We start from the raw sequence: 17,978 nt of genomic DNA on the forward strand, positions 1-17,978 counted from the left end.
CTTCATTTTTAATACTTTTCCTCATCCCTCATGAGTAAGTACCAGCTTTTTCCTAACCCGCCAAACTTAGCCAAAGGTCTAAATTTCATTCTTATTTCCACTTACCTCAACAACGCAAATTTTTACACTTATCAACGAAATTACACGTGACAAAAAACTCAGAAGCATTCAACAGAATGCTCTGTTCACCAACTACTAATAACGCTCACGACACGGCAATTGGGGGAGACACCCAAGGGCGGTAGCGTGTAAGAAAGGAAACTGAGTCATGAAACAAAAAGGACTTATCCGCTCTCACGAGATGGAGTTCGCTTTTTTATATCGCATCTCAGATCTTGCTGTCATCGTCTCTTTTATGCTGCTTTTAGTGTTCAAAGACATGAATACTGCGATGGGGAAAGATTACGTCATACTGGCTTTTGTTGGAGGCATCTCCTTTCTATTTATGGCAGAAAGCGGCAACCTGTACCGCTCTTGGCGAACCAGTTCGTTTAAAGAGCAGATGATTATTGTCTGTGTGGCCTGGGCAGTAACTTCCGCGCTTATCTTTATTGTTCTGTATTTTTCGGAAGTCTATGACTTATTTGATAACACTATTCTGGCATTGTGGTTTGCGATTACGCCCGCTCTACTTTTGGCATGGCGAGTGACATTCCGTACCGGATTAGCCTATTTAAGAAAAAAAGGATTCAACACTCGTACTGCGATCATCATCGGCCAAACTCCTCACGGCATCACCCTTGCTAACGAAATTCAAAACCACACTGAACACGGTGTACTTTTTGATGGCTTTTACGATGAGCGTTCTTCCGACAGATTGCCAAATTCTGCTTACCCTATTAAAGGGGCAGTTGACCACGCTCTTGAGCGAGCCAAGAAAGGGGAAGTGGATTACGTCTATATCGCAATGCCAATGCACGCAAAAGAACGTATTGCATCGCTTCTTAACCAATTCTCAGACACCACCGCAAATACGTATCTGATTCCCGACTTCTTTACCTATAACCTTTTGCATTCTCGTTGGGCGCAAATCGGCCAAGTTCAAACGCTCAGCGTATTTGATACGCCATTTGCTGGAATTTCTTCCTGGGTAAAACGGTTTGAAGACATTTTGTTTTCGAGCATTATTTTAGCCTTGATCTCTCCAGTCCTGCTCGCCATTGCGATTGGCATTAAGCTGACCTCTAAAGGTCCGGTCATTTTTAAACAGCATCGTTACGGCCTCGATGGACGCAAGATTGAAGTCTGGAAATTCCGTTCAATGACCACTATGGATCAAGGCCCTCACGTGAAACAGGCGACAAAGAACGACCCACGCATTACGCCTTTTGGTGGTTTTCTGCGTCGCACCTCTTTGGACGAACTGCCTCAATTTATCAATGTACTGCAAGGGACCATGTCTATTGTTGGTCCACGCCCTCATGCCGTGGCGCACAATGAAGAGTATCGCCAGATTGTTGACCGATACATGCTACGTCACAAAGTAAAACCAGGCATTACTGGCTGGGCGCAAATTAATGGCTATCGCGGCGAAACCGACACCTTAGAAAAAATGGAAAAGAGAGTCGAATTTGATTTGGATTACATCCACCACTGGTCTGTTTGGATGGACATCAAAATCATCTTCATGACCGTTTTCAAAGGGTTCACTGGTGCTAACGCTTACTAAGGTTGAGATTATGAAGAAACTGACAATGGCAATAGCATTGAGTCTGTTTTCAACTGGCTTACTCGCAGAACCGATGGCTTACCAAACCGAGTCTGGCATTGAGTTTATTCCCCTCGTAAGAACTTTCTACGAGGGCGATGACAACATCAACAAAGCGGAGGAATCCGGCAATGTAGAATCGGTCAATATTTGGGGTATAGAGCCAAGCTTATTAGCACGTATAGAAAGGAATCGCTATCGCGCAGATATTTTATACAAGTTGAAAGCAGGTTTTTCATCCGATGACCGCAACGACTTCGACGATCATACCTTTCAGTTTTCCAACTTTTTTGAGTTCAATCATCGTCATCGTTTAGTGGTTGATTATCGTTTACGCACCCAGCATGAAATTAGAGGGGAAGACATTACCGAAGGTAATGGTAGCGCAATAGACTCACCAATAGAGTTCAACCGTAACGATATCAAAACCAATTATGTCTTTGGCTCTAACGGTGCAAAAGGCAGACTCGAATTCGGTTTAGGCTACAGTGATAAAACCTATCAAAACTACCGTGACGGCTTGCCTGGGCGCACAAACGCTAAAACGAAATACAACGATTTTCGAGCTCCCAATGCACACTTGGAGTTCTATTTAAGGGCGACGCCAAGAACCTATTGGTTAGTTGGGACAAAACAAATAGTAACCGACTATCAGCACCTAAATTCTGCGCAGCCTTCCAAAGATAATAGCACCAGTTTCTATTACACCGGTGCCGAATGGGAAGTAACGGGAAAAACCAAAGGCATCGCTCGACTCGGTTATCAAATCAAAGATTTTGACAGCGCTCAACGAGAGACATTTAAAGGCTTCAGTTGGGATATCGGCTTTGAATGGTTGCCTCAAGAACAAACTCTAGTCAGCGTGAAAACTACTCAAGCGGCAGTTAACCCAGATCAAGATGGCGATTACAACCTACAAACTCGTTATCGACTGAACCTCAAGCACGATTGGAATAGTTACCTTGCAACTCGCTTAGGTGCTATTTATCAACAAGATGACTATACGGGGATCACCAGAAACGACGATCGCTACACCCTATCTTTTGGTATCGATTATCAAATTAAACGCTGGGTACAGCTGCAAGCCGACTGGCAATACCAAGATAAAACCTCTAACCGACTAGGTTATAGCTTCGAACAGAACATTTGGACTTTAAGCGCACAGTTTTCTCTGTAACAAGGATTATTAATGAAGTCATTCATCACATTCATGAGCGTCGCGTTATTGCTATTTAGCACCTTGGTAAACGCTGACTCAAACGAAGAAGATTACTTACTCGACACGGGCGATACCATTTCCGTGCAGGTCTATGGTGAAGAAGATCTTACGATTAAAAATATTCTAATAACGTCAGATGGCTATTTTGATTACCCCTACCTTGGCCGAATCAAAGCAATCAAAAAAACACCGAAACAACTCAAGTACGAAATAGAAACGGGCTTAAAAGGCGATTATCTCATCAACCCAAAAGTGATGGTCACCATCAATAACTTTCGTCTGTTTTACGTCAATGGCGAAGTCAGGAAACCAGGTGGATTTGAATATCGACCAGGATTAACTATCGAAAAGGCCATCGCTTTAGCTGGTGGCTTGACCGACCGAGCCTCACGCAAAGGCATTAACCTCACCAAACATAAAACGGGTCAAACGATAGAGGGTGTCAGTATGCACCGCAACGTTGAGCCTGGTGACATTGTATTTATCGACCAGAGCTTCTTTTAAGTGACAGGGAATCAAATGAACGGGACTCATCCAAATAATCTCCAGATGAACAAAGTAGAACTGATTCGTTTTGGCCATCACTTCAAAGCGATTAAAAAGAATTGGCTAAGCATCGCAGCATTCACGCTTCTGTTCTCATTAACTTGTACTTGGTATATCTACTCCAAAGCATCGATATACCAAGCTACAGCTACGCTACTCATCCAAGAGGAACAAAAAAGCGCCCTTTCAATCGAGGAAGTATATGGCGTCGACACGACAAAAAAAGAGTACTTTCAAACGCAAATCGCCATTTTAAAATCGAATCATATCGCAGATAAGGTCATTAGAGAGCTGAACCTAACTCAACTACCGGAGTTCACACGCTCAGGTGGATTAAATCAAAAGATCGACCAAATAAAGTCGATCCCTTTTGTTCAAGACCTACTGAATGTGGCACCAAGCCCAAAAGAAACCGCCCAATTTTCAGAGTCCTATTATCAGGCACTTCAAGCTTTCAGAAGTAAACTCGATATTGAGCCAGTACGTAACACCCAATTAGTCAGAATTCGCTTTCGTTCTACCGATCCTAAGCTTGCAACGACAATCGCCAACGCGGTCGGCCAAGCCTACATTGACGCAAATTTTGAAGCCAAATTGGTCGTTACACAAAATGCGGCCACTTGGTTGACAAATAACTCACAAAAATTGGAGGAGCGATTACGTAACTCTGAGCAAGCGCTGCAAGAGTTCTTGTTAAAAGAAGGGTTGATCGATATAAACGGTATTGATGAAATTTACGCAAATGAGCTAGAAGAACTCACTCGCAAGCTAAATGTCGCTGTTAATAAGCGCATTGAAGCGCAGACGTTAATCCAACTGTTAAGACGTAAATCTTCACAAAGTTTAGACAGCTTGCTGTCAATTGATGAATTCGCTAATCAAGCGCAGATCCGCGACCTCAAATTATCGGAAGCCCAGGCAGCCAAAAATCTCTCTGAGCTGGCACAGCGCTACGGCCCCAAGCATGACCGAATGATTCAGGCGAAAGCGCAGCTTGCTGAAATTCAATCTAGAACCCAGCAACTCATTCGTGACATTTCCTTCAGTAAGCAACAAGACCTTCTTGCTGCAAAGGCTCAAGAGGACATGCTTCGAGCAGAACTCGATCACAAAAAGTCGGACTTCCAATCGTTAGGGTCACAAAAAGCGCGTTACGAACAGTTAAAACGCGAGGTTGAATCCAATAAGGCACTCTATGAAGCGTTCTTAAATCGTGAGAAAGAGACCAACGCCACCAGCGACTACAAGAATGTCACCGCTCGCTTTACTGACAAAGCCATCATTCCTCTATTCCCGGTGGCACCACAACGAATCAAACTGGTACTGATTGCCACCTTTTTTGGCTTTGCCATTGCTTGTGCGCTGGTCATCATCTTAGAAACGATGCGAGAAGTTATCCGAAGCACAGCCGATGTGCAGGAAAAACTTGGTGTTACGTGTTTAGGCGTGATTCCGATGGTCAAAAAACGCAATTTGCGTAAAAACGGCGTCAGTTATACCGCGTATTTAGATGATGAAGAAAAGCTATTTAGTGAAGCTTGTCGCTCCGTCAGAACCTCGCTTCTGCTCAGACTAACCAACACTAAGCAAAAGATATTGCCCTTTACTTCTGCCATTCCAGAAGAAGGAAAAACATCGACCAGTATCAATATGGCGGTGTCGTTTTCAAAAATGGAAAAGGTATTGATCATCGACTGCGATTTACGCCGACCTTCCATCGCAAAACGGTTTGGTATTGCTGAATCAAGCCCAGGCTTAACGCATATCCTGACTATGGATACGCCAATCAAAGATTGTGTTACGCATATAAAAGAAGCCAACTTAGATGTATTACCGGCAGGCCTAATTCCGCCAAACCCACAGGAACTGCTAGCTTCTGATCGCTTTAAAAAGTTGCTCGAACATTTTCAAAATAAGTATGACCGGATCATTATCGATACACCGCCCCTACTGTCAGTGAGTGATGCACTTATTCTTGGTCAGTATGCCAATGGTCTGATTACCGTCATTCGCTCAGAATCGACAAAATCATCACTGGTTAACCTTGCGTTATCTAAACAAATACAACACTCAGTTCCATCTCTTGGCGTCTTAATCACACAAGCCAAGACTAAGGAAGGAGAAACGCTTTATGTCCAGAAATACGCCTACTAACTCAAACGCATCTTGGTACCAAACGTTGAAAAGCCAAGAACAACCGGTATTGATCTATCAAATGGGCAAAGTAGGTTCGAGTGCATTAGAGCATTCCATTCCTAACTCGGTTCACTTGCACGATCTCATGACTGTCGATGCGAAAAAACAGATATCCCCTGTCAGAGCTCAATTGCATAAACCTCAGATCAACGCGTTAAAGCGACGACTCAAGCGCATAGCGATGAGCCGTATGTTAAAGCGCAAGAAAAAAGTTCGAATTATCTCGCTGGTGCGTGAACCGATCGGACGAAATGTTTCAATGTTCTTTCAAGCACTTCCGTTTTGGATGGCGGACAAATACCTAAAAGATGATAGCGCAATCCGTACCGAACGTCCGCAGTTACTCCAAGAGGCATTTGATAAGCACATGAATCATCAATATGCGCTGCAGTGGTTTGACAACGAAATCAAACAACTAACAGGGATTGATGTGTTTAACGAACCTTTTAATCACGAAGTAGGCTATCAGACATACCATAACAATAACTTTTCACTGTTGGTCATTCGAAGTGACAAGCTAAAGCAGGCTAACTCCGCAGTTGAAGGCTTTTTAGGTTACCCCGTGGATGTTGTTTATGAAAATCAGTCAGACAACAAATGGTACTCGCCACTAATGAAAGAATTCAAAACGCAATTTCAACCTACACCCGAGTACGTTGAAGAAATGCTGAATTCTAAATTGACGAAGCACTTTTTCTCAAATGCAGAAATCACCGACCTTAAACAGCAATATCTGACCAATTAATCATGAAAACCAAGATTCTACATATTATTAATGATCTTTCTCAGAACGGCGGTGCTCAGAAGTTCTTAGTCGACCTTGTTTTAGAACATAAGCCTGAATACGAAATCAAAATTTTGGTCTTATGTGATGAAAATGATTACTTACCAACGCTATCCGCCCAAGGGATAGAGTGTTTTAACTGGCGCACTTTGTCATTGAGTGAGAAATACTGTTTGCTACGTTGGCCGCATGTCGTTCACGGGCACCTCTACCCTTCCATTTATCTAGCGCTATTGGCGGTAGGTAAAAAACGAATCCAGACTGAGCACTGCTCTTACAACCGTCGACGTGACTATCCGTTGTTTAAGTTCATGGAATATGTCTTGTATTGGGGCCACGACTTGACGGTCAGTATTAGTGAAAAAGTACAAGATGAACTGGTGAAGTTCATGCCTCGCTACCAACATAAATATCACGTGGTGCACAATGGCGTTGATTTAAAAAGGTTTCCTATGATGCCGAAGTGCGCCAGCCACCTAATCGACAAACCAATCATCAAGATTGGCATGGTGGGCCGACTTCACCAACATAAAGATCATGAAACTCTTATCCAAGCACTTGTCCATTTACCGAGACGATACGAGCTCCATCTTGCTGGAGATGGCGAAAAAAAATCGTCACTGCAAGCGTTGGCAACAAAGCTCAACGTCACGCAACGTGTTCACTTTCATGGGGTAGTTTCTGATGTTCCAGCGTTTTTGAACGACATGGACATTTACGTGCAATCATCGCATGTCGAAGGCTTTGGCTTGGCGGCGGTTGAGGCCATGGCAGCAGGCTTACCCGTATTATCATCGGACGTACCCGGTTTGGATGACGTCACCGGACGTGCCGAATATTTATTTCAGGTTGGTAACTCAAATGAGCTGAGCCAGAAAGTGCTCCAGCTGTGTGAAAGTGTTGAGCGGTATGACGCTGCAAGTCAATACTCAGTCAATAGGGCCTCTCTCTACACCATCGATAAATTTCGTGAAGGTTACTATGGAATCTACCAGCAGCTTTGCACCAACAAATAGCTCCGCGCCATCGAGCCATCGAGCCTCATGGTTTGCAGCATGCCTATTAGCATTGTTCTTTATTCCTATGAAGTTTCGTGCTGGAGGAATAGCACTAGCACCATCAGACATCGTAAGTCTTTTGTCCATTGGTTTTACAGCGTTAGTGGTATTGGAAGGAAAAGCTGAAAAACTCATGCATCCCTGCATGGGGTTCCTCGTATTGTTCACTGGGTATGTGTTCTTAAATGGCCTGCTAAATCGCGTCCCCCTAATGCCGCTAGTTATAGAAACCGTGCAATGGCTGGCGATTCTCTGCTTGCTTAGCCTAATGTACGCCTATGGCGTGTTTGATGATGAATGGGTAATGGTTTATTTCACTTATCTGCTGTTTTTCATCTGTACGCTCGTTGCCTTATGGCACTTTGCTCAAGGCTATCAAAGCGGGTTTAAGTTACTCGGGGTAAGTAAATACGGGTTCGGTGTACTTTGCTCACTACTGTACCTTTATCGGGATAAAATTCGCGCTTTCCACCTTTTGATGCTCGTTGCTTTGGTATTACTGGTGTTGTCGCAAGAAAGAAAAGCACTACTTGGTTTTTGTCTGCTTTTCTTCTTTGACCAGCTGCTCGTAAAAAACCTGATGAGAAAATCGCTTAATGAAACGTATACGTGGACCATTTTATTGGCCTTAAGCTTTATGGTGTTCACTGCCGTCGCAACTACACTCTATGTTGGGTTTGAAACGTTAGCAGACACATTGGAAATAACCCAAGAAGACGTCTTATTTGCCAACCAAAGTGAAGCTCGCTGGGTGTCGAACCTTCATAGAAAACTCTTACTTGCCAATGGGTTAGATATTTTACTTCAACACCCTATTTTAGGTGTCGGCGCGAAGATGCTGCCCAACTTTATGATCAGTTACTTTAACTATGATGAGCTGGCGATCTACACCCACAACTTTGTGTTAGATACCGCAATTGAATACGGGTTGCTCGGTATCGCCCTATTATTTGGTGGTTATTTTCTTTTTATTCGCTTTTGCTTCCGTAGTCTCAATGACAACAGGAAAAGCCTCTTACTCGCGATATACGCCCTCATCATGGTGTTCTTCGTTGCGGTAAATACCACCATCATTTTAATACTCTTATTACCCGTCATGATAAGCATGAGCCGCGAGTCAAAGGTCAACACCATTGCTCATACTTTTCCGGTAAACCATCACCACGAATTTGAATAATCAAGGATAGGATAGATGAAGTATTCAATCTCTCGACAATTTGAAAAGAACCGAGAACTCCAAGCTGACAATTTTGTTTTAGTTTACCAAATGGGCAAAGTTGGCTCATCGTCAATTGAGCACACGCTGGGAGAAAGAAATATCCCAAGCTATCACATCCACACCTTTGATGATCACGAAGAATTTCACATGTATCACAATAAAAAAGACGTGAGTAAATTTTTCGATTTCAAAAACCGTGCGCTCTACCGCTTAGTGCTCAAGCAACGAAAACGTATCTTACAAAAACGCGAACAGATCAAAATCGTCACACTGGTCCGTGATCCAATCGCAACTGTCTTTTCTCGTTTCTTTCAAGACCTCCATTTGCAATTTATCGAAGGCAAAAAGAATGATGCAATTCACCGAGATATGGCAGTCACGTATCAGCACCTCGAACATTGTTTCGATAACTATATCAATCTCAACTATTTTGCGAACTGGTTCGACAACGAGTTAAAGCGTAATTTCAATATCGATGTGATGCGCCAAGAACTGGACAACACTCAACCTTTCTTCACATTCAAGAACGAGCAAGCCAACGTCATGCTAATCAAATGCGAAAAGCTCAGCTCTCTCGATAAAGAAATTGGTGAGTTTCTCGGGCTGCAAGACTTCGTGCTGAAAAACAGCAATGAAGCGAAAAACAAGTGGTACTCCAATATCCACCAGCACTTTAAGCATCACTACGACTTTTCAAAGCTGTTCTATATGTACGATCTTCCCTTATATCGCCACGTTTATTCAGAACAAGAGCGTGATGCTTTCAAACATAAATGGATGCAGACACCAGGAACAAAATCATCATGAAAAAAGTGCTCCATATTACAGAAGCCTTCGGAGGTGGCGTTCAAACCGCCCTCTATAGTTATGCTCACTCCTCTCGAGACGAACCCTATCAACATTTCTTGCTAGCCAGAGCTCGAGAAAACGACTTAACCAATGAAAACAACCATCATATTTTCACACAGACCAAATGGGTGGAAGGCGGCTTACTTCAATTTGTTCGCGATGCAAACCACATGATTGCATCACTTGCTCCCGACGTCGTGCATTTGCACTCGAGTAAAGCGGGATTTCTCGGCCGATTTCTACAGCTTGGTAAGGCACGCTTGGTTTATACGCCGCACTGTTATGCTTTCGAACGTGAAGATATCTCCGAATTCGCGCGCCAGCTCTATAGAGCGCTAGAGAAAGTAAAACTAAGCAAAATTGATGTGGTGGCAGGCTGTAGCCAACGAGAATGTGACTTGGCGATTAGTATTGGCGCGAAACGTGCTGAACTGCTCAACAACTACGTGTCCTATCAAAGTGAAGAGCGTTTATTGCGAAACAGACAAGAAGCGCTGCGACTTGTTGTGCTTGGTCGTGTCGCGCCCCAAAAGGATCCGCAATTTCTCATCGACACATTGCAACACCTTAATCGATATGCGCTTAACCGCCCATTAGATATCACTTGGATAGGTGGCGGTGACCACACACTCGAACAAAAATTGCGTACAGAAAATGTGGATGTGACTGGCATGTTGCCTCGTGATGAAGTGGTTAAAAAGCTCAAGGGTTCAGACCTTTACTTACATACTGCAGCATGGGAAGGGATGCCGTTAACTATTCTAGAAGCAGCCAAATTACATCTTCCTATGGTGATTCGAACTATCGGCGCGACCAAAGATCTCAACTACCCATTTTTAGCGCTAACACCTGAAGAAATGGCCAAGCAGATCGCGCACTGTGTCAATTATTATGATGAAATTGATTTTTGCCAATATACAACAGCGTTAAACGACGCCTTCAGTGAAGAAAAACAGCGCCTCGCACTCAATAATATTTACGGTTAAATACCTCTATGTTTCACACTATTCAACAAAAATTACTGTTGATGCCCAGCGGTAAAAAAAGCTTGCTATCTACTGGATTGAAAACCGCAATCACGCGTGTGTTGAGTGCGCTATTTGCTTTTTTACTGACACTGATTGTATCAAAGACCAGTGACGCTTCGACTTCCGGTCAATTTTTCTTTTTATTCAACCTAGTCTCACTACTCGCGATCGTTTCTCAGCTAGGTTTTGATGTCTCATTAGTTCGCTACAATGCGATCGCCTTTAACAACAAAGAGACACTTCAACAAAGCCACAACTATAAAACGGCACTTTATCGAAGTATGGCGTTTTGCTTGCTAGCCATGGCCGTTTTGTTGGTAGGATTTAATCTGTTTCCTGAACAGCTAAACCAGACCCAATCGCCAATGCATGCGATTACTTTAGGCTTGTTCTGCATACCGTTTTTGGTGCTTGCACAGACCAACAGTCGTGTGCTTCAAGCATGTAGAAAGGTCGTGTCATCACTGTTTGCTTTACAGCTTGGCGTGAGTATGTTGATGGTCTTTTTTGTCTTTGGCTTGGACTATATCGGTCAGCAAAATATCAACAATCTGATGACCGCACTGCTTCTGGCGAGTGTGGGCGTCGCGGTAATATCCAGTGTTAATTGGCTAGGTTCAGGTCAGTATCAGACATCAGCTTTCGTACCAAACAAAAAAATGGTCGCTTCTGCCAAGCAAGTCTGGATTGGCAGTATCTTCACGAACGTCCTTCAATGGGGAAGCCTTGTCATTGCGGGCTTTTTTATCTCAACAGCGGAACTCGGTTTATTAGCCGCAGCTCAACGTACATCACTGCTGATTGGCTTTGTGCTGATTACCATTAACTTTGTGGTCGCTCCTATGTTTGCCTCTCTCTACAAAGAACGTCAAATGATCAAACTGCAAAGCCTTAGCCGTTTAGCTTGCCGAGCCAACGTTGGTTTGGCCATTGTGCCCGTGATTATTTGCACTCTATTCCCAGAGTTTGTGATGCAGTTTTTTGGTGAAGAGTTTCTTGCTGCTGCGCCACTGTTAGTCGTCCTGTCTTTAGGGCAGTTAGTCAATGTTGCGACTGGCTCTGTAGGATTTTTATTACTCATGAGCGGTCACGAAAGAACCATGAAATACATTACAATTTCCTCCGGCACAATTTCTATCTGCTTGCTCATTGCGCTTTGCCAAACGTTCGGTGTTATTGGTGCAGCATGGGCGATGGCAATTGGCATGGCAATTCAGAATCTAGCAGCGTTGTACTTTGTAAAACGTTACTTAGGCTTCTTTCCAATAGGTTAATTATGGTTTCAATACTGACACGGATAAGTTTTGTTTTCGTTCTGACGCTTACGGCTTCACTCTCTTTGTGGAAAAGCTCTGACTTACACCATGCCACTTACCTGCAAATGGAAACCTACTTAGGTGGATCGAGTACGCTTCACTTTACTTTCAGTTTATTGATCGGCTTTTTATCGGTCTTCACCTTCCCCTCTTTAGTAAGTTCAAGTAAAGCCGACGTCTTTGGCATCCGCCTTTTGCTACTGCTGTTGGCTATCGTTTCAATGGAAGAAATAAGTCAACTTTTTATTCCAAGTCGCTCGTTTAGTTTTGATGATCTCAGCACCAACTGGATAGGCATTATCTCGGGTTACTTTAGTGCCAAGTTGATTCGCGTCCTGCGCACTCGCTCGTTCTCTTGAAATAAGCACCTCAAGGTTATTTGGGTATATAATTACGCCAAACAATCAGACTAACGAGTACATCATGTCATCCCACCCAACCAAGATTACCTTTTTTGAATTCTTAACCCCGTTGATCACATCAGGCAAAAAAACGATTACGATTCGAGATGAATCAGAAAGTCACTACGTTCCAAATACAGAGGTCGAAGTTTTTACGCTAGAGACGGATCGTAAAGTCTGCAACATCAAAATACGCTCTGTAGAACCACTCAACTTTGAAGATATCAATGAGTTTCATGCTGAACAAGAAGCCATCGAACTGCCAAAACTCAAGCAGTTAATTCGAGAAATCTACCCAAACACCGACACGCTATTTGTGATTGAGTACGAGCTAATCAAATAACCCACAACAAAAACTAGACGACTGGTCTAATTCATTCTATAGTACGCTTCATGAACGCAAAGACGAACGACACACGCCAACATATTCTCGACGTCGGATACGAGTTAATCGTAAACCGAGGGTTTACGAGTGTTGGCCTTTCAGAGCTTTTAAAAAAGGCCGCGGTGCCGAAAGGCTCGTTTTATCATTACTTCAAATCCAAAGAACAATTTGGTGAAGCGATGATTCAAGACTACTTTACTAAGTATTTTGAGCGTTTAAACGCACGCTTTACCAATACCGATCTGAATGGCTACCAACGCCTAATGAGCTACTTTGAAGAAATGGTCAAAGTAGAAGACGACGTATGTAATGCGAACAAATGTTTGTTGGTCAAGTTAAGTGCGGAAGTCTCCGATCTCTCAGAGTCCATGCGTCTAGCGTTACGCCAAGGTGCAGACAAAACCATTCAAGCAATGGCGGATTGCATTGACGTAGGCATTCAAGATGGCTCTATCCCAAATGGTGACAGTGCTTTATTGGCAAGGCAGATATACTACCTTTGGAACGGCGCAAGCTTGCTGAACAAACTGTATCAAGATCAGGCAGCATTAACGCAAAGTCTGACCTATACTCAACATCTACTGCAAAACACGCGAACTTGCCCATAGTAGGTAGCGTAAAAGTAAGATGAACACCCTACATGTGTTTCACAGTTGGTAATAACTCCTGTGATAGCACAATACACTTTCCCGCTCTATGAGCGGGATATTTTGAAATTAAAACTAGACGACCGGTCTAATCAATAAGTGAGATAAATATGACTAACGCAACAAATCGCAGAATCGTACTCGCGTCACGTCCCCATGGTGCACCAACAAAAGAAAACTTTCGTCTAGAAGAAGTGGCGAAACCGACTCCTCAAGATGGTGAGATGCTACTGAGAACCGTTTATTTATCTCTCGACCCATACATGCGCGGTCGCATGAGCGATGCCGAGTCATACGCCGATCCTGTTGCGGTTGATGACGTAATGATCGCTGGCACAGTTTGTCAGGTAGAAGCATCGAACCACCCAGATTATGAAGCGGGTGAATGGGTTCTTGCATACACTGTTGGCTGGCAAGACTACGCCATCTCAACTGGTGAGATGGTGATTAAACTTGGCAAAGAACCACAAAACCCTTCATACGCTCTAGGTGTTGCTGGCATGCCAGGCTTTACCGCGTATATGGGCTTGCTCGATATCGGTCAGCCAAAACCAGGTGAAACCATTGTGGTAGCGGCCGCGACGGGCCCTGTGGGCGCGACTGTTGGTCAAATTGGCAAAATCAAAGGTTGCCGAGTTGTTGGTATTGCAGGCGGAGAAGAAAAGTGCCGTTACGCCAAAGAAGTCCTTGGCTTCGATGAATGTATCGATCACAAAGCTGACGACTTTGCAGAACAGTTGAAAAACGCCTGTGATCAAGGTATCGATGTTTACTTCGAAAACGTAGGTGGCAAAGTATTCGAAGCTGTAATGCCACTTCTGAATACCAGCGCACGTATCCCACTTTGTGGTTTGATTTCTCAATACAACGCAACAGAACTGCCTCAAGGTACCGACCATCTTCCATTATTAATGGGTAAGCTGCTGACTAAACGAATCAAGGTGCAAGGCTTCATCATTTTTGATGACTACGGACATCGTTACGGTGAATTTGCGCAAGATATTAATCAATGGTTGGCAGAAGGAAAGATCCAATACCGTGAACATCTAGTACAAGGACTGGAGAATGCACCAGAAGCATTTATCGGTCTGTTGGAAGGTAAGAACTTCGGCAAGCTTGTAGTACAGATTAACGACCCATTATAAGGAAGGGATAAATAAATGATTAAACTTCACCATCTCAATCAGTCTCGCTCAAAGCGCATCATTTGGTTACTTGAAGAGCTAAATGTGGATTACGAAATCGTGCCTTATGTTCGTGACAAAGTGACCTTCATGGCACCGCCTGAGCTAAAGAGCGTTCATCCGCTCGGTAAATCGCCCCTGCTTGAAGATGATGGCGAGTTCATCATTGAATCAGGCGCGATGACCGAATATTTGATTGAGAAGTACAGTGATGGTGCGTTGGCTCCTGAGCGTGGGACGAAGGCGCACACTGAGTACCTACAATGGATGCACTTTGCTGAAAGTTCAGCAATCTTACCAATGTTGTTAAAAATCTTTATCAGCAAAGAGCCAAACGAAACTCAATTTCTATCAGGCTATGCTGACAAAGAAGCGATGAACGTTCTGGGTTATTTCGAGCAATCGCTAGAAGGCAAAACTTACCTAGTAGAAGAACGTTTAACTGGCGCAGACATCATGATGTCATTTATTGTCGAGCTCGTGCATAAGTTCGGTTTGGCTGGTCACTTCCCGAATATTGAGCGTTATGGAAAACAACTCGCAACGCATCCAGCGTTTGAAAAAGCTGAGCAAATTGAAGTGAAGTACTCCTAATCATTCCGCCCCTTTGATGTTCAATAAAGCGATATCAAAGGGGCGATTTCCAACGTTAGCCTTGTCAACAAAGCGCAATTCATGCAAATGCCAGCGTCCTCTTTTTACCCTTTTCGCCAATACGTTAATAAACCAATCATAAAAATCAGCTAAGAATTTGATTCTAAGTTACTTTTCATCATCGTTACCACCTATTGAATTGATAAGCAGTATCAGTTTTTGCTTCCAGCTTTTCCGTAATAATCTTCTCTTCAGTTGCTAAGGTATTGATCCCTGGAGGGGAAGAAAAATGACAAATAAGAAATTAACCACCGCCGCAGGCTGTCCTGTCGCCCATAATCAAAATGTGATGACTGCAGGTCCTCGTGGTCCCCAACTACTGCAAGACGTTTGGTTCCTTGAAAAACTGGCACACTTTGACCGCGAAGTGATTCCTGAGCGTCGTATGCACGCCAAAGGCTCAGGCGCTTACGGCACCTTTACTGTGACTCATGACATCACAAAATACACTCGCGCGAAGATCTTCTCGGAGATTGGTAAAAAGACCGAACTATTTGCTCGCTTTACCACCGTTGCGGGGGAGCGCGGTGCCGCAGATGCAGAGCGCGACATCCGTGGTTTTGCGCTAAAGTTTTACACCGAAGAAGGCAACTGGGACTTGGTTGGTAACAACACGCCAGTGTTCTTCCTCCGTGATCCACTAAAATTTCCAGATCTAAACCACGCAGTAAAACGCGATCCACGCACCAACATGCGCAGCTCGACAAACAACTGGGATTTTTGGACATCACTACCAGAAGCATTCCACCAAGTTACGATCGTTATGAGTGATCGTGGTATTCCAGCGTCTTACCGTCATATGCACGGCTTCGGTAGCCACACATTCAGCTTTATCAACGCAGAAAACGAGCGTTACTGGGTGAAATTCCACTTTAAAACTCAGCAAGGCATCAAAAACCTGACTGACCAAGAAGCAGAAGCGATCGTAGGTAAAGACCGCGAAAGCCATCACCGTGACCTTTACGAAGCGATTGAGCGTCAAGACTTCCCTAAATGGAAGATGTACGTCCAGATCATGCCTGAGTTAGAAGCGGATGAAGTGAACTTCAACCCGTTCGACCTAACAAAAGTATGGTCACAAAAAGATTATCCATTGATCCCAGTAGGCGAGTTTGAACTGAACCGTAACCCAGAAAATTTCTATGCGGAAGTTGAGCAATCCGCGTTTAACCCGGCAGCTATCGTTCCTGGAATTGGCTTCTCACCAGACAAAATGCTGCAAGGCCGTCTGTTTGCATACGGAGATGCGCAGCGTTACCGCCTAGGTGTAAACCATCACCAAATTCCAGTTAACGCGCCTCGTTGTCCGGTACACAGCTACCACCGCGATGGCGCAATGCGCGTTGATGGCAACTTTGGTTCAACACTAGGTTACGAGCCAAACTACAAACAAGAATGGGCAGAGCAACCAGATTACTCTGAGCCACCTCTACGCATCAACGGCAATGCTGATCATTACGATCACCGTGTAGACGAAGACTACTTCAGCCAAGCGGGAGACCTATTCCGTCTGATGAGCGAAGAACAGCGTCAAACTCTATTCGACAACACCGCTCGTGCAATGGATGGTGTGCCAGACTTCATCAAAGAACGTCACGTTAACCACGCCTACCAAGCGGACGAAGCTTACGGCAAAGGCCTTGAGATTGCGCTAGGCTTAAACAAGTAAACGGACACTGCACCAGCAAATGCTGTGATAAGAAGACATAAAAAAGGAGGTGCCCCAAAGCACCTCCTCATTCAAGTTCGTTAATCACACACTAATGTTCAAGGGGAACGATCATGATCAACTTAAATTTCTTCAAGCTCTTTGATACTAAAGAACTGTTTATCTACTACTGATTCTTAGCAACGGCTTTAATCAGAACAGACGTATCCATGCGGCCTAAACCATCGCGTTGAAGGTCTGCGTATTGCTCATCCACTTTCTTAGTCAGTGGGAGCTCTAGACCCACTCGCTCTGCTTCTTGCAGACAGAAGCCTAAGTCTTTGCGCATCCAATCAATCGCGAAGCCAAAATCAAACTTATCTTGCGCCATCGTCTTGGCGCGGTTTTCCATTTGCCATGACCCTGCAGCACCGTGCTTGAGTGTTTCAACTACTTGTTCAATATCCAAACCGGATTTCTGCGCGAGTAACAACGCTTCGCTCAAGCCTTGAAGCACACCACCAATACAGATTTGGTTTACCATTTTACAACGTTGACCTTGGCCATTTTCACCCAGAAGCGTCATTTGCTTTGCATATACGTCCATCGCTAGAGACACACGATCAAAAATGTTCTGCTCGCCACCACACATGATGGTTAGTACGCCATTTTCTGCGCCTGCTTGACCACCAGATACCGGAGCATCAATGAAGTGATTGCCATATTTGGTACAAGCATCGGCCAATTCAACGGCTAAATCAGCGGAAGTCGTGGTGTGATCAACCAGTACCGCGCCTGCTTTTAGACCGACTAGAATGCCTTCTTCACCGTATACAACGCTGCGCACGTCATCGTCATTACCGACACAAGTAAATACGATATCGCAACCTTCTGCCGCTTCTCGCGGTGTCTCACACGCAATGCCGTTGTATTCTGCAGCCCATTTATCAGCTTTGGCTTTGGTGCGGTTGTATACTTTGGTTTCATATCCCGCTTTGCTCAAATAGCCCGCCATTGGGTAACCCATAACACCCAAACCAATAAATGCTACTCGTTGTTTTTCCATTGCACGCTTCCCTTAGTTCACCTGACTGAAATGTTTTGTAACATGCTACTAAAGAATTGAAAACATTACT

General features: G+C 44.1%; 17 protein-coding genes. 16 read left to right on the forward strand and 1 reads right to left on the reverse strand.

Annotated features, from left to right (window positions below; all coding sequences use genetic code 11):
- Positions 1-268 precede the first annotated feature (268 nt).
- The 16 genes from L3V27_RS05800 (at position 269) to L3V27_RS05875 (ending at position 16,863) form a co-directional block, all read left to right on the forward strand.
- Positions 269-1,669, forward strand: a complete 1,401-nt coding sequence (locus tag L3V27_RS05800; RefSeq protein ID WP_048625323.1) for an undecaprenyl-phosphate glucose phosphotransferase — start codon at positions 269-271, stop codon at positions 1,667-1,669.
- A gap of 10 nt (positions 1,670-1,679) precedes the next feature.
- A complete protein-coding gene (locus L3V27_RS05805; RefSeq protein ID WP_237311267.1) occupies positions 1,680-2,885 on the forward strand; it encodes an outer membrane beta-barrel protein in 1,206 nt (401 codons plus the stop codon).
- Between the two features lie 33 nt (positions 2,886-2,918).
- Positions 2,919-3,431 carry a polysaccharide biosynthesis/export family protein gene (locus L3V27_RS05810; protein WP_031780257.1) on the forward strand — a complete coding sequence of 171 codons (513 nt, stop codon included), beginning with the start codon at positions 2,919-2,921 and terminating at the stop codon, positions 3,429-3,431.
- A gap of 15 nt (positions 3,432-3,446) precedes the next feature.
- A complete protein-coding gene (locus L3V27_RS05815; RefSeq protein ID WP_237311268.1) occupies positions 3,447-5,627 on the forward strand; it encodes a polysaccharide biosynthesis tyrosine autokinase in 2,181 nt (726 codons plus the stop codon).
- A complete protein-coding gene (locus L3V27_RS05820) occupies positions 5,605-6,414 on the forward strand; it encodes a putative capsular polysaccharide synthesis family protein (protein WP_074189858.1) in 810 nt (269 codons plus the stop codon). Before L3V27_RS05815 ends, L3V27_RS05820 begins: the two co-directional genes overlap by 23 nt.
- Positions 6,415-6,416: 2 nt before the next feature.
- Entirely contained in the window at positions 6,417-7,469 is a 1,053-nt protein-coding gene (locus tag L3V27_RS05825; RefSeq protein WP_237311269.1) for a glycosyltransferase, read from the forward strand.
- Positions 7,435-8,688, forward strand: coding sequence for an O-antigen ligase family protein (locus L3V27_RS05830; protein WP_237284389.1), 1,254 nt, complete (start codon positions 7,435-7,437; stop codon positions 8,686-8,688). Before L3V27_RS05825 ends, L3V27_RS05830 begins: the two co-directional genes overlap by 35 nt.
- A gap of 15 nt (positions 8,689-8,703) precedes the next feature.
- On the forward strand, positions 8,704-9,537 hold the full coding sequence (locus tag L3V27_RS05835) for a putative capsular polysaccharide synthesis family protein (RefSeq protein ID WP_047008449.1): 834 nt from the start codon (positions 8,704-8,706) through the stop codon (positions 9,535-9,537).
- The gene (locus L3V27_RS05840) at positions 9,534-10,565 is read left to right on the forward strand and encodes a glycosyltransferase family 4 protein (RefSeq protein ID WP_237311270.1); all 1,032 of its coding nucleotides are present in this window, start codon (positions 9,534-9,536) and stop codon (positions 10,563-10,565) included. Before L3V27_RS05835 ends, L3V27_RS05840 begins: the two co-directional genes overlap by 4 nt.
- An 8-nt stretch (positions 10,566-10,573) precedes the next feature.
- Entirely contained in the window at positions 10,574-11,881 is a 1,308-nt protein-coding gene (locus tag L3V27_RS05845; RefSeq protein ID WP_225461268.1) for an oligosaccharide flippase family protein, read from the forward strand.
- A gap of 2 nt (positions 11,882-11,883) precedes the next feature.
- A complete protein-coding gene (locus L3V27_RS05850) occupies positions 11,884-12,282 on the forward strand; it encodes a VanZ family protein (RefSeq protein ID WP_005392476.1) in 399 nt (132 codons plus the stop codon).
- Positions 12,283-12,346: 64 nt separating this feature from the next.
- Positions 12,347-12,667, forward strand: coding sequence for a N(4)-acetylcytidine aminohydrolase (gene yqfB, locus L3V27_RS05855; protein ID WP_005392475.1), 321 nt, complete (start codon positions 12,347-12,349; stop codon positions 12,665-12,667).
- A 50-nt stretch (positions 12,668-12,717) separates the two neighbouring features.
- Positions 12,718-13,317, forward strand: a complete 600-nt coding sequence (locus L3V27_RS05860) for a TetR/AcrR family transcriptional regulator (RefSeq protein ID WP_006742221.1) — start codon at positions 12,718-12,720, stop codon at positions 13,315-13,317.
- A 149-nt stretch (positions 13,318-13,466) separates the two neighbouring features.
- Positions 13,467-14,501: an NADP-dependent oxidoreductase gene (locus L3V27_RS05865; RefSeq protein ID WP_203342754.1), complete on the forward strand. Its 1,035-nt coding sequence runs from the start codon at positions 13,467-13,469 to the stop codon at positions 14,499-14,501.
- 15 nt (positions 14,502-14,516) lie between these two features.
- Positions 14,517-15,134, forward strand: a complete 618-nt coding sequence (locus tag L3V27_RS05870) for a glutathione S-transferase (RefSeq protein WP_006742223.1) — start codon at positions 14,517-14,519, stop codon at positions 15,132-15,134.
- A gap of 289 nt (positions 15,135-15,423) precedes the next feature.
- Positions 15,424-16,863: a catalase gene (locus L3V27_RS05875; RefSeq protein WP_124007529.1), complete on the forward strand. Its 1,440-nt coding sequence runs from the start codon at positions 15,424-15,426 to the stop codon at positions 16,861-16,863.
- A 166-nt stretch (positions 16,864-17,029) separates the two neighbouring features.
- On the opposite strand, the gene L3V27_RS05880 is transcribed toward L3V27_RS05875, so the two are convergent.
- A complete protein-coding gene (locus L3V27_RS05880) occupies positions 17,030-17,908 on the reverse strand; it encodes an NAD(P)-dependent oxidoreductase (RefSeq protein ID WP_237311271.1) in 879 nt (292 codons plus the stop codon).
- Positions 17,909-17,978 lie beyond the last annotated feature (70 nt).

The organism is Vibrio sp. J2-3(2022) (assembly GCF_021725735.1).
Classification (GTDB): Bacteria; Pseudomonadota; Gammaproteobacteria; order Enterobacterales; family Vibrionaceae; genus Vibrio; species Vibrio diabolicus.

What these genes read in the sequence shown, in the direction of transcription:
- L3V27_RS05800 (WP_048625323.1), top strand. Translation starts at nt 269, where the DNA reads ATGAAACAAAAAGGACTTATCCGCTCTCACGAGATGGAGTTCGCTTTT.
- L3V27_RS05805 (WP_237311267.1), top strand. Translation starts at nt 1,680, where the DNA reads ATGAAGAAACTGACAATGGCAATAGCATTGAGTCTGTTTTCAACTGGC.
- L3V27_RS05810 (WP_031780257.1), top strand. Translation starts at nt 2,919, where the DNA reads ATGAGCGTCGCGTTATTGCTATTTAGCACCTTGGTAAACGCTGACTCA.
- L3V27_RS05815 (WP_237311268.1), top strand. Translation starts at nt 3,447, where the DNA reads ATGAACGGGACTCATCCAAATAATCTCCAGATGAACAAAGTAGAACTG.
- L3V27_RS05820 (WP_074189858.1), top strand. Translation starts at nt 5,605, where the DNA reads ATGTCCAGAAATACGCCTACTAACTCAAACGCATCTTGGTACCAAACG.
- L3V27_RS05825 (WP_237311269.1), top strand. Translation starts at nt 6,417, where the DNA reads ATGAAAACCAAGATTCTACATATTATTAATGATCTTTCTCAGAACGGC.
- L3V27_RS05830 (WP_237284389.1), top strand. Translation starts at nt 7,435, where the DNA reads ATGGAATCTACCAGCAGCTTTGCACCAACAAATAGCTCCGCGCCATCG.
- L3V27_RS05835 (WP_047008449.1), top strand. Translation starts at nt 8,704, where the DNA reads ATGAAGTATTCAATCTCTCGACAATTTGAAAAGAACCGAGAACTCCAA.
- L3V27_RS05840 (WP_237311270.1), top strand. Translation starts at nt 9,534, where the DNA reads ATGAAAAAAGTGCTCCATATTACAGAAGCCTTCGGAGGTGGCGTTCAA.
- L3V27_RS05845 (WP_225461268.1), top strand. Translation starts at nt 10,574, where the DNA reads ATGTTTCACACTATTCAACAAAAATTACTGTTGATGCCCAGCGGTAAA.
- L3V27_RS05850 (WP_005392476.1), top strand. Translation starts at nt 11,884, where the DNA reads ATGGTTTCAATACTGACACGGATAAGTTTTGTTTTCGTTCTGACGCTT.
- yqfB (WP_005392475.1), top strand. Translation starts at nt 12,347, where the DNA reads ATGTCATCCCACCCAACCAAGATTACCTTTTTTGAATTCTTAACCCCG.
- L3V27_RS05860 (WP_006742221.1), top strand. Translation starts at nt 12,718, where the DNA reads ATGAACGCAAAGACGAACGACACACGCCAACATATTCTCGACGTCGGA.
- L3V27_RS05865 (WP_203342754.1), top strand. Translation starts at nt 13,467, where the DNA reads ATGACTAACGCAACAAATCGCAGAATCGTACTCGCGTCACGTCCCCAT.
- L3V27_RS05870 (WP_006742223.1), top strand. Translation starts at nt 14,517, where the DNA reads ATGATTAAACTTCACCATCTCAATCAGTCTCGCTCAAAGCGCATCATT.
- L3V27_RS05875 (WP_124007529.1), top strand. Translation starts at nt 15,424, where the DNA reads ATGACAAATAAGAAATTAACCACCGCCGCAGGCTGTCCTGTCGCCCAT.
- L3V27_RS05880 (WP_237311271.1), bottom strand. Translation starts at nt 17,908, where the DNA reads ATGGAAAAACAACGAGTAGCATTTATTGGTTTGGGTGTTATGGGTTAC.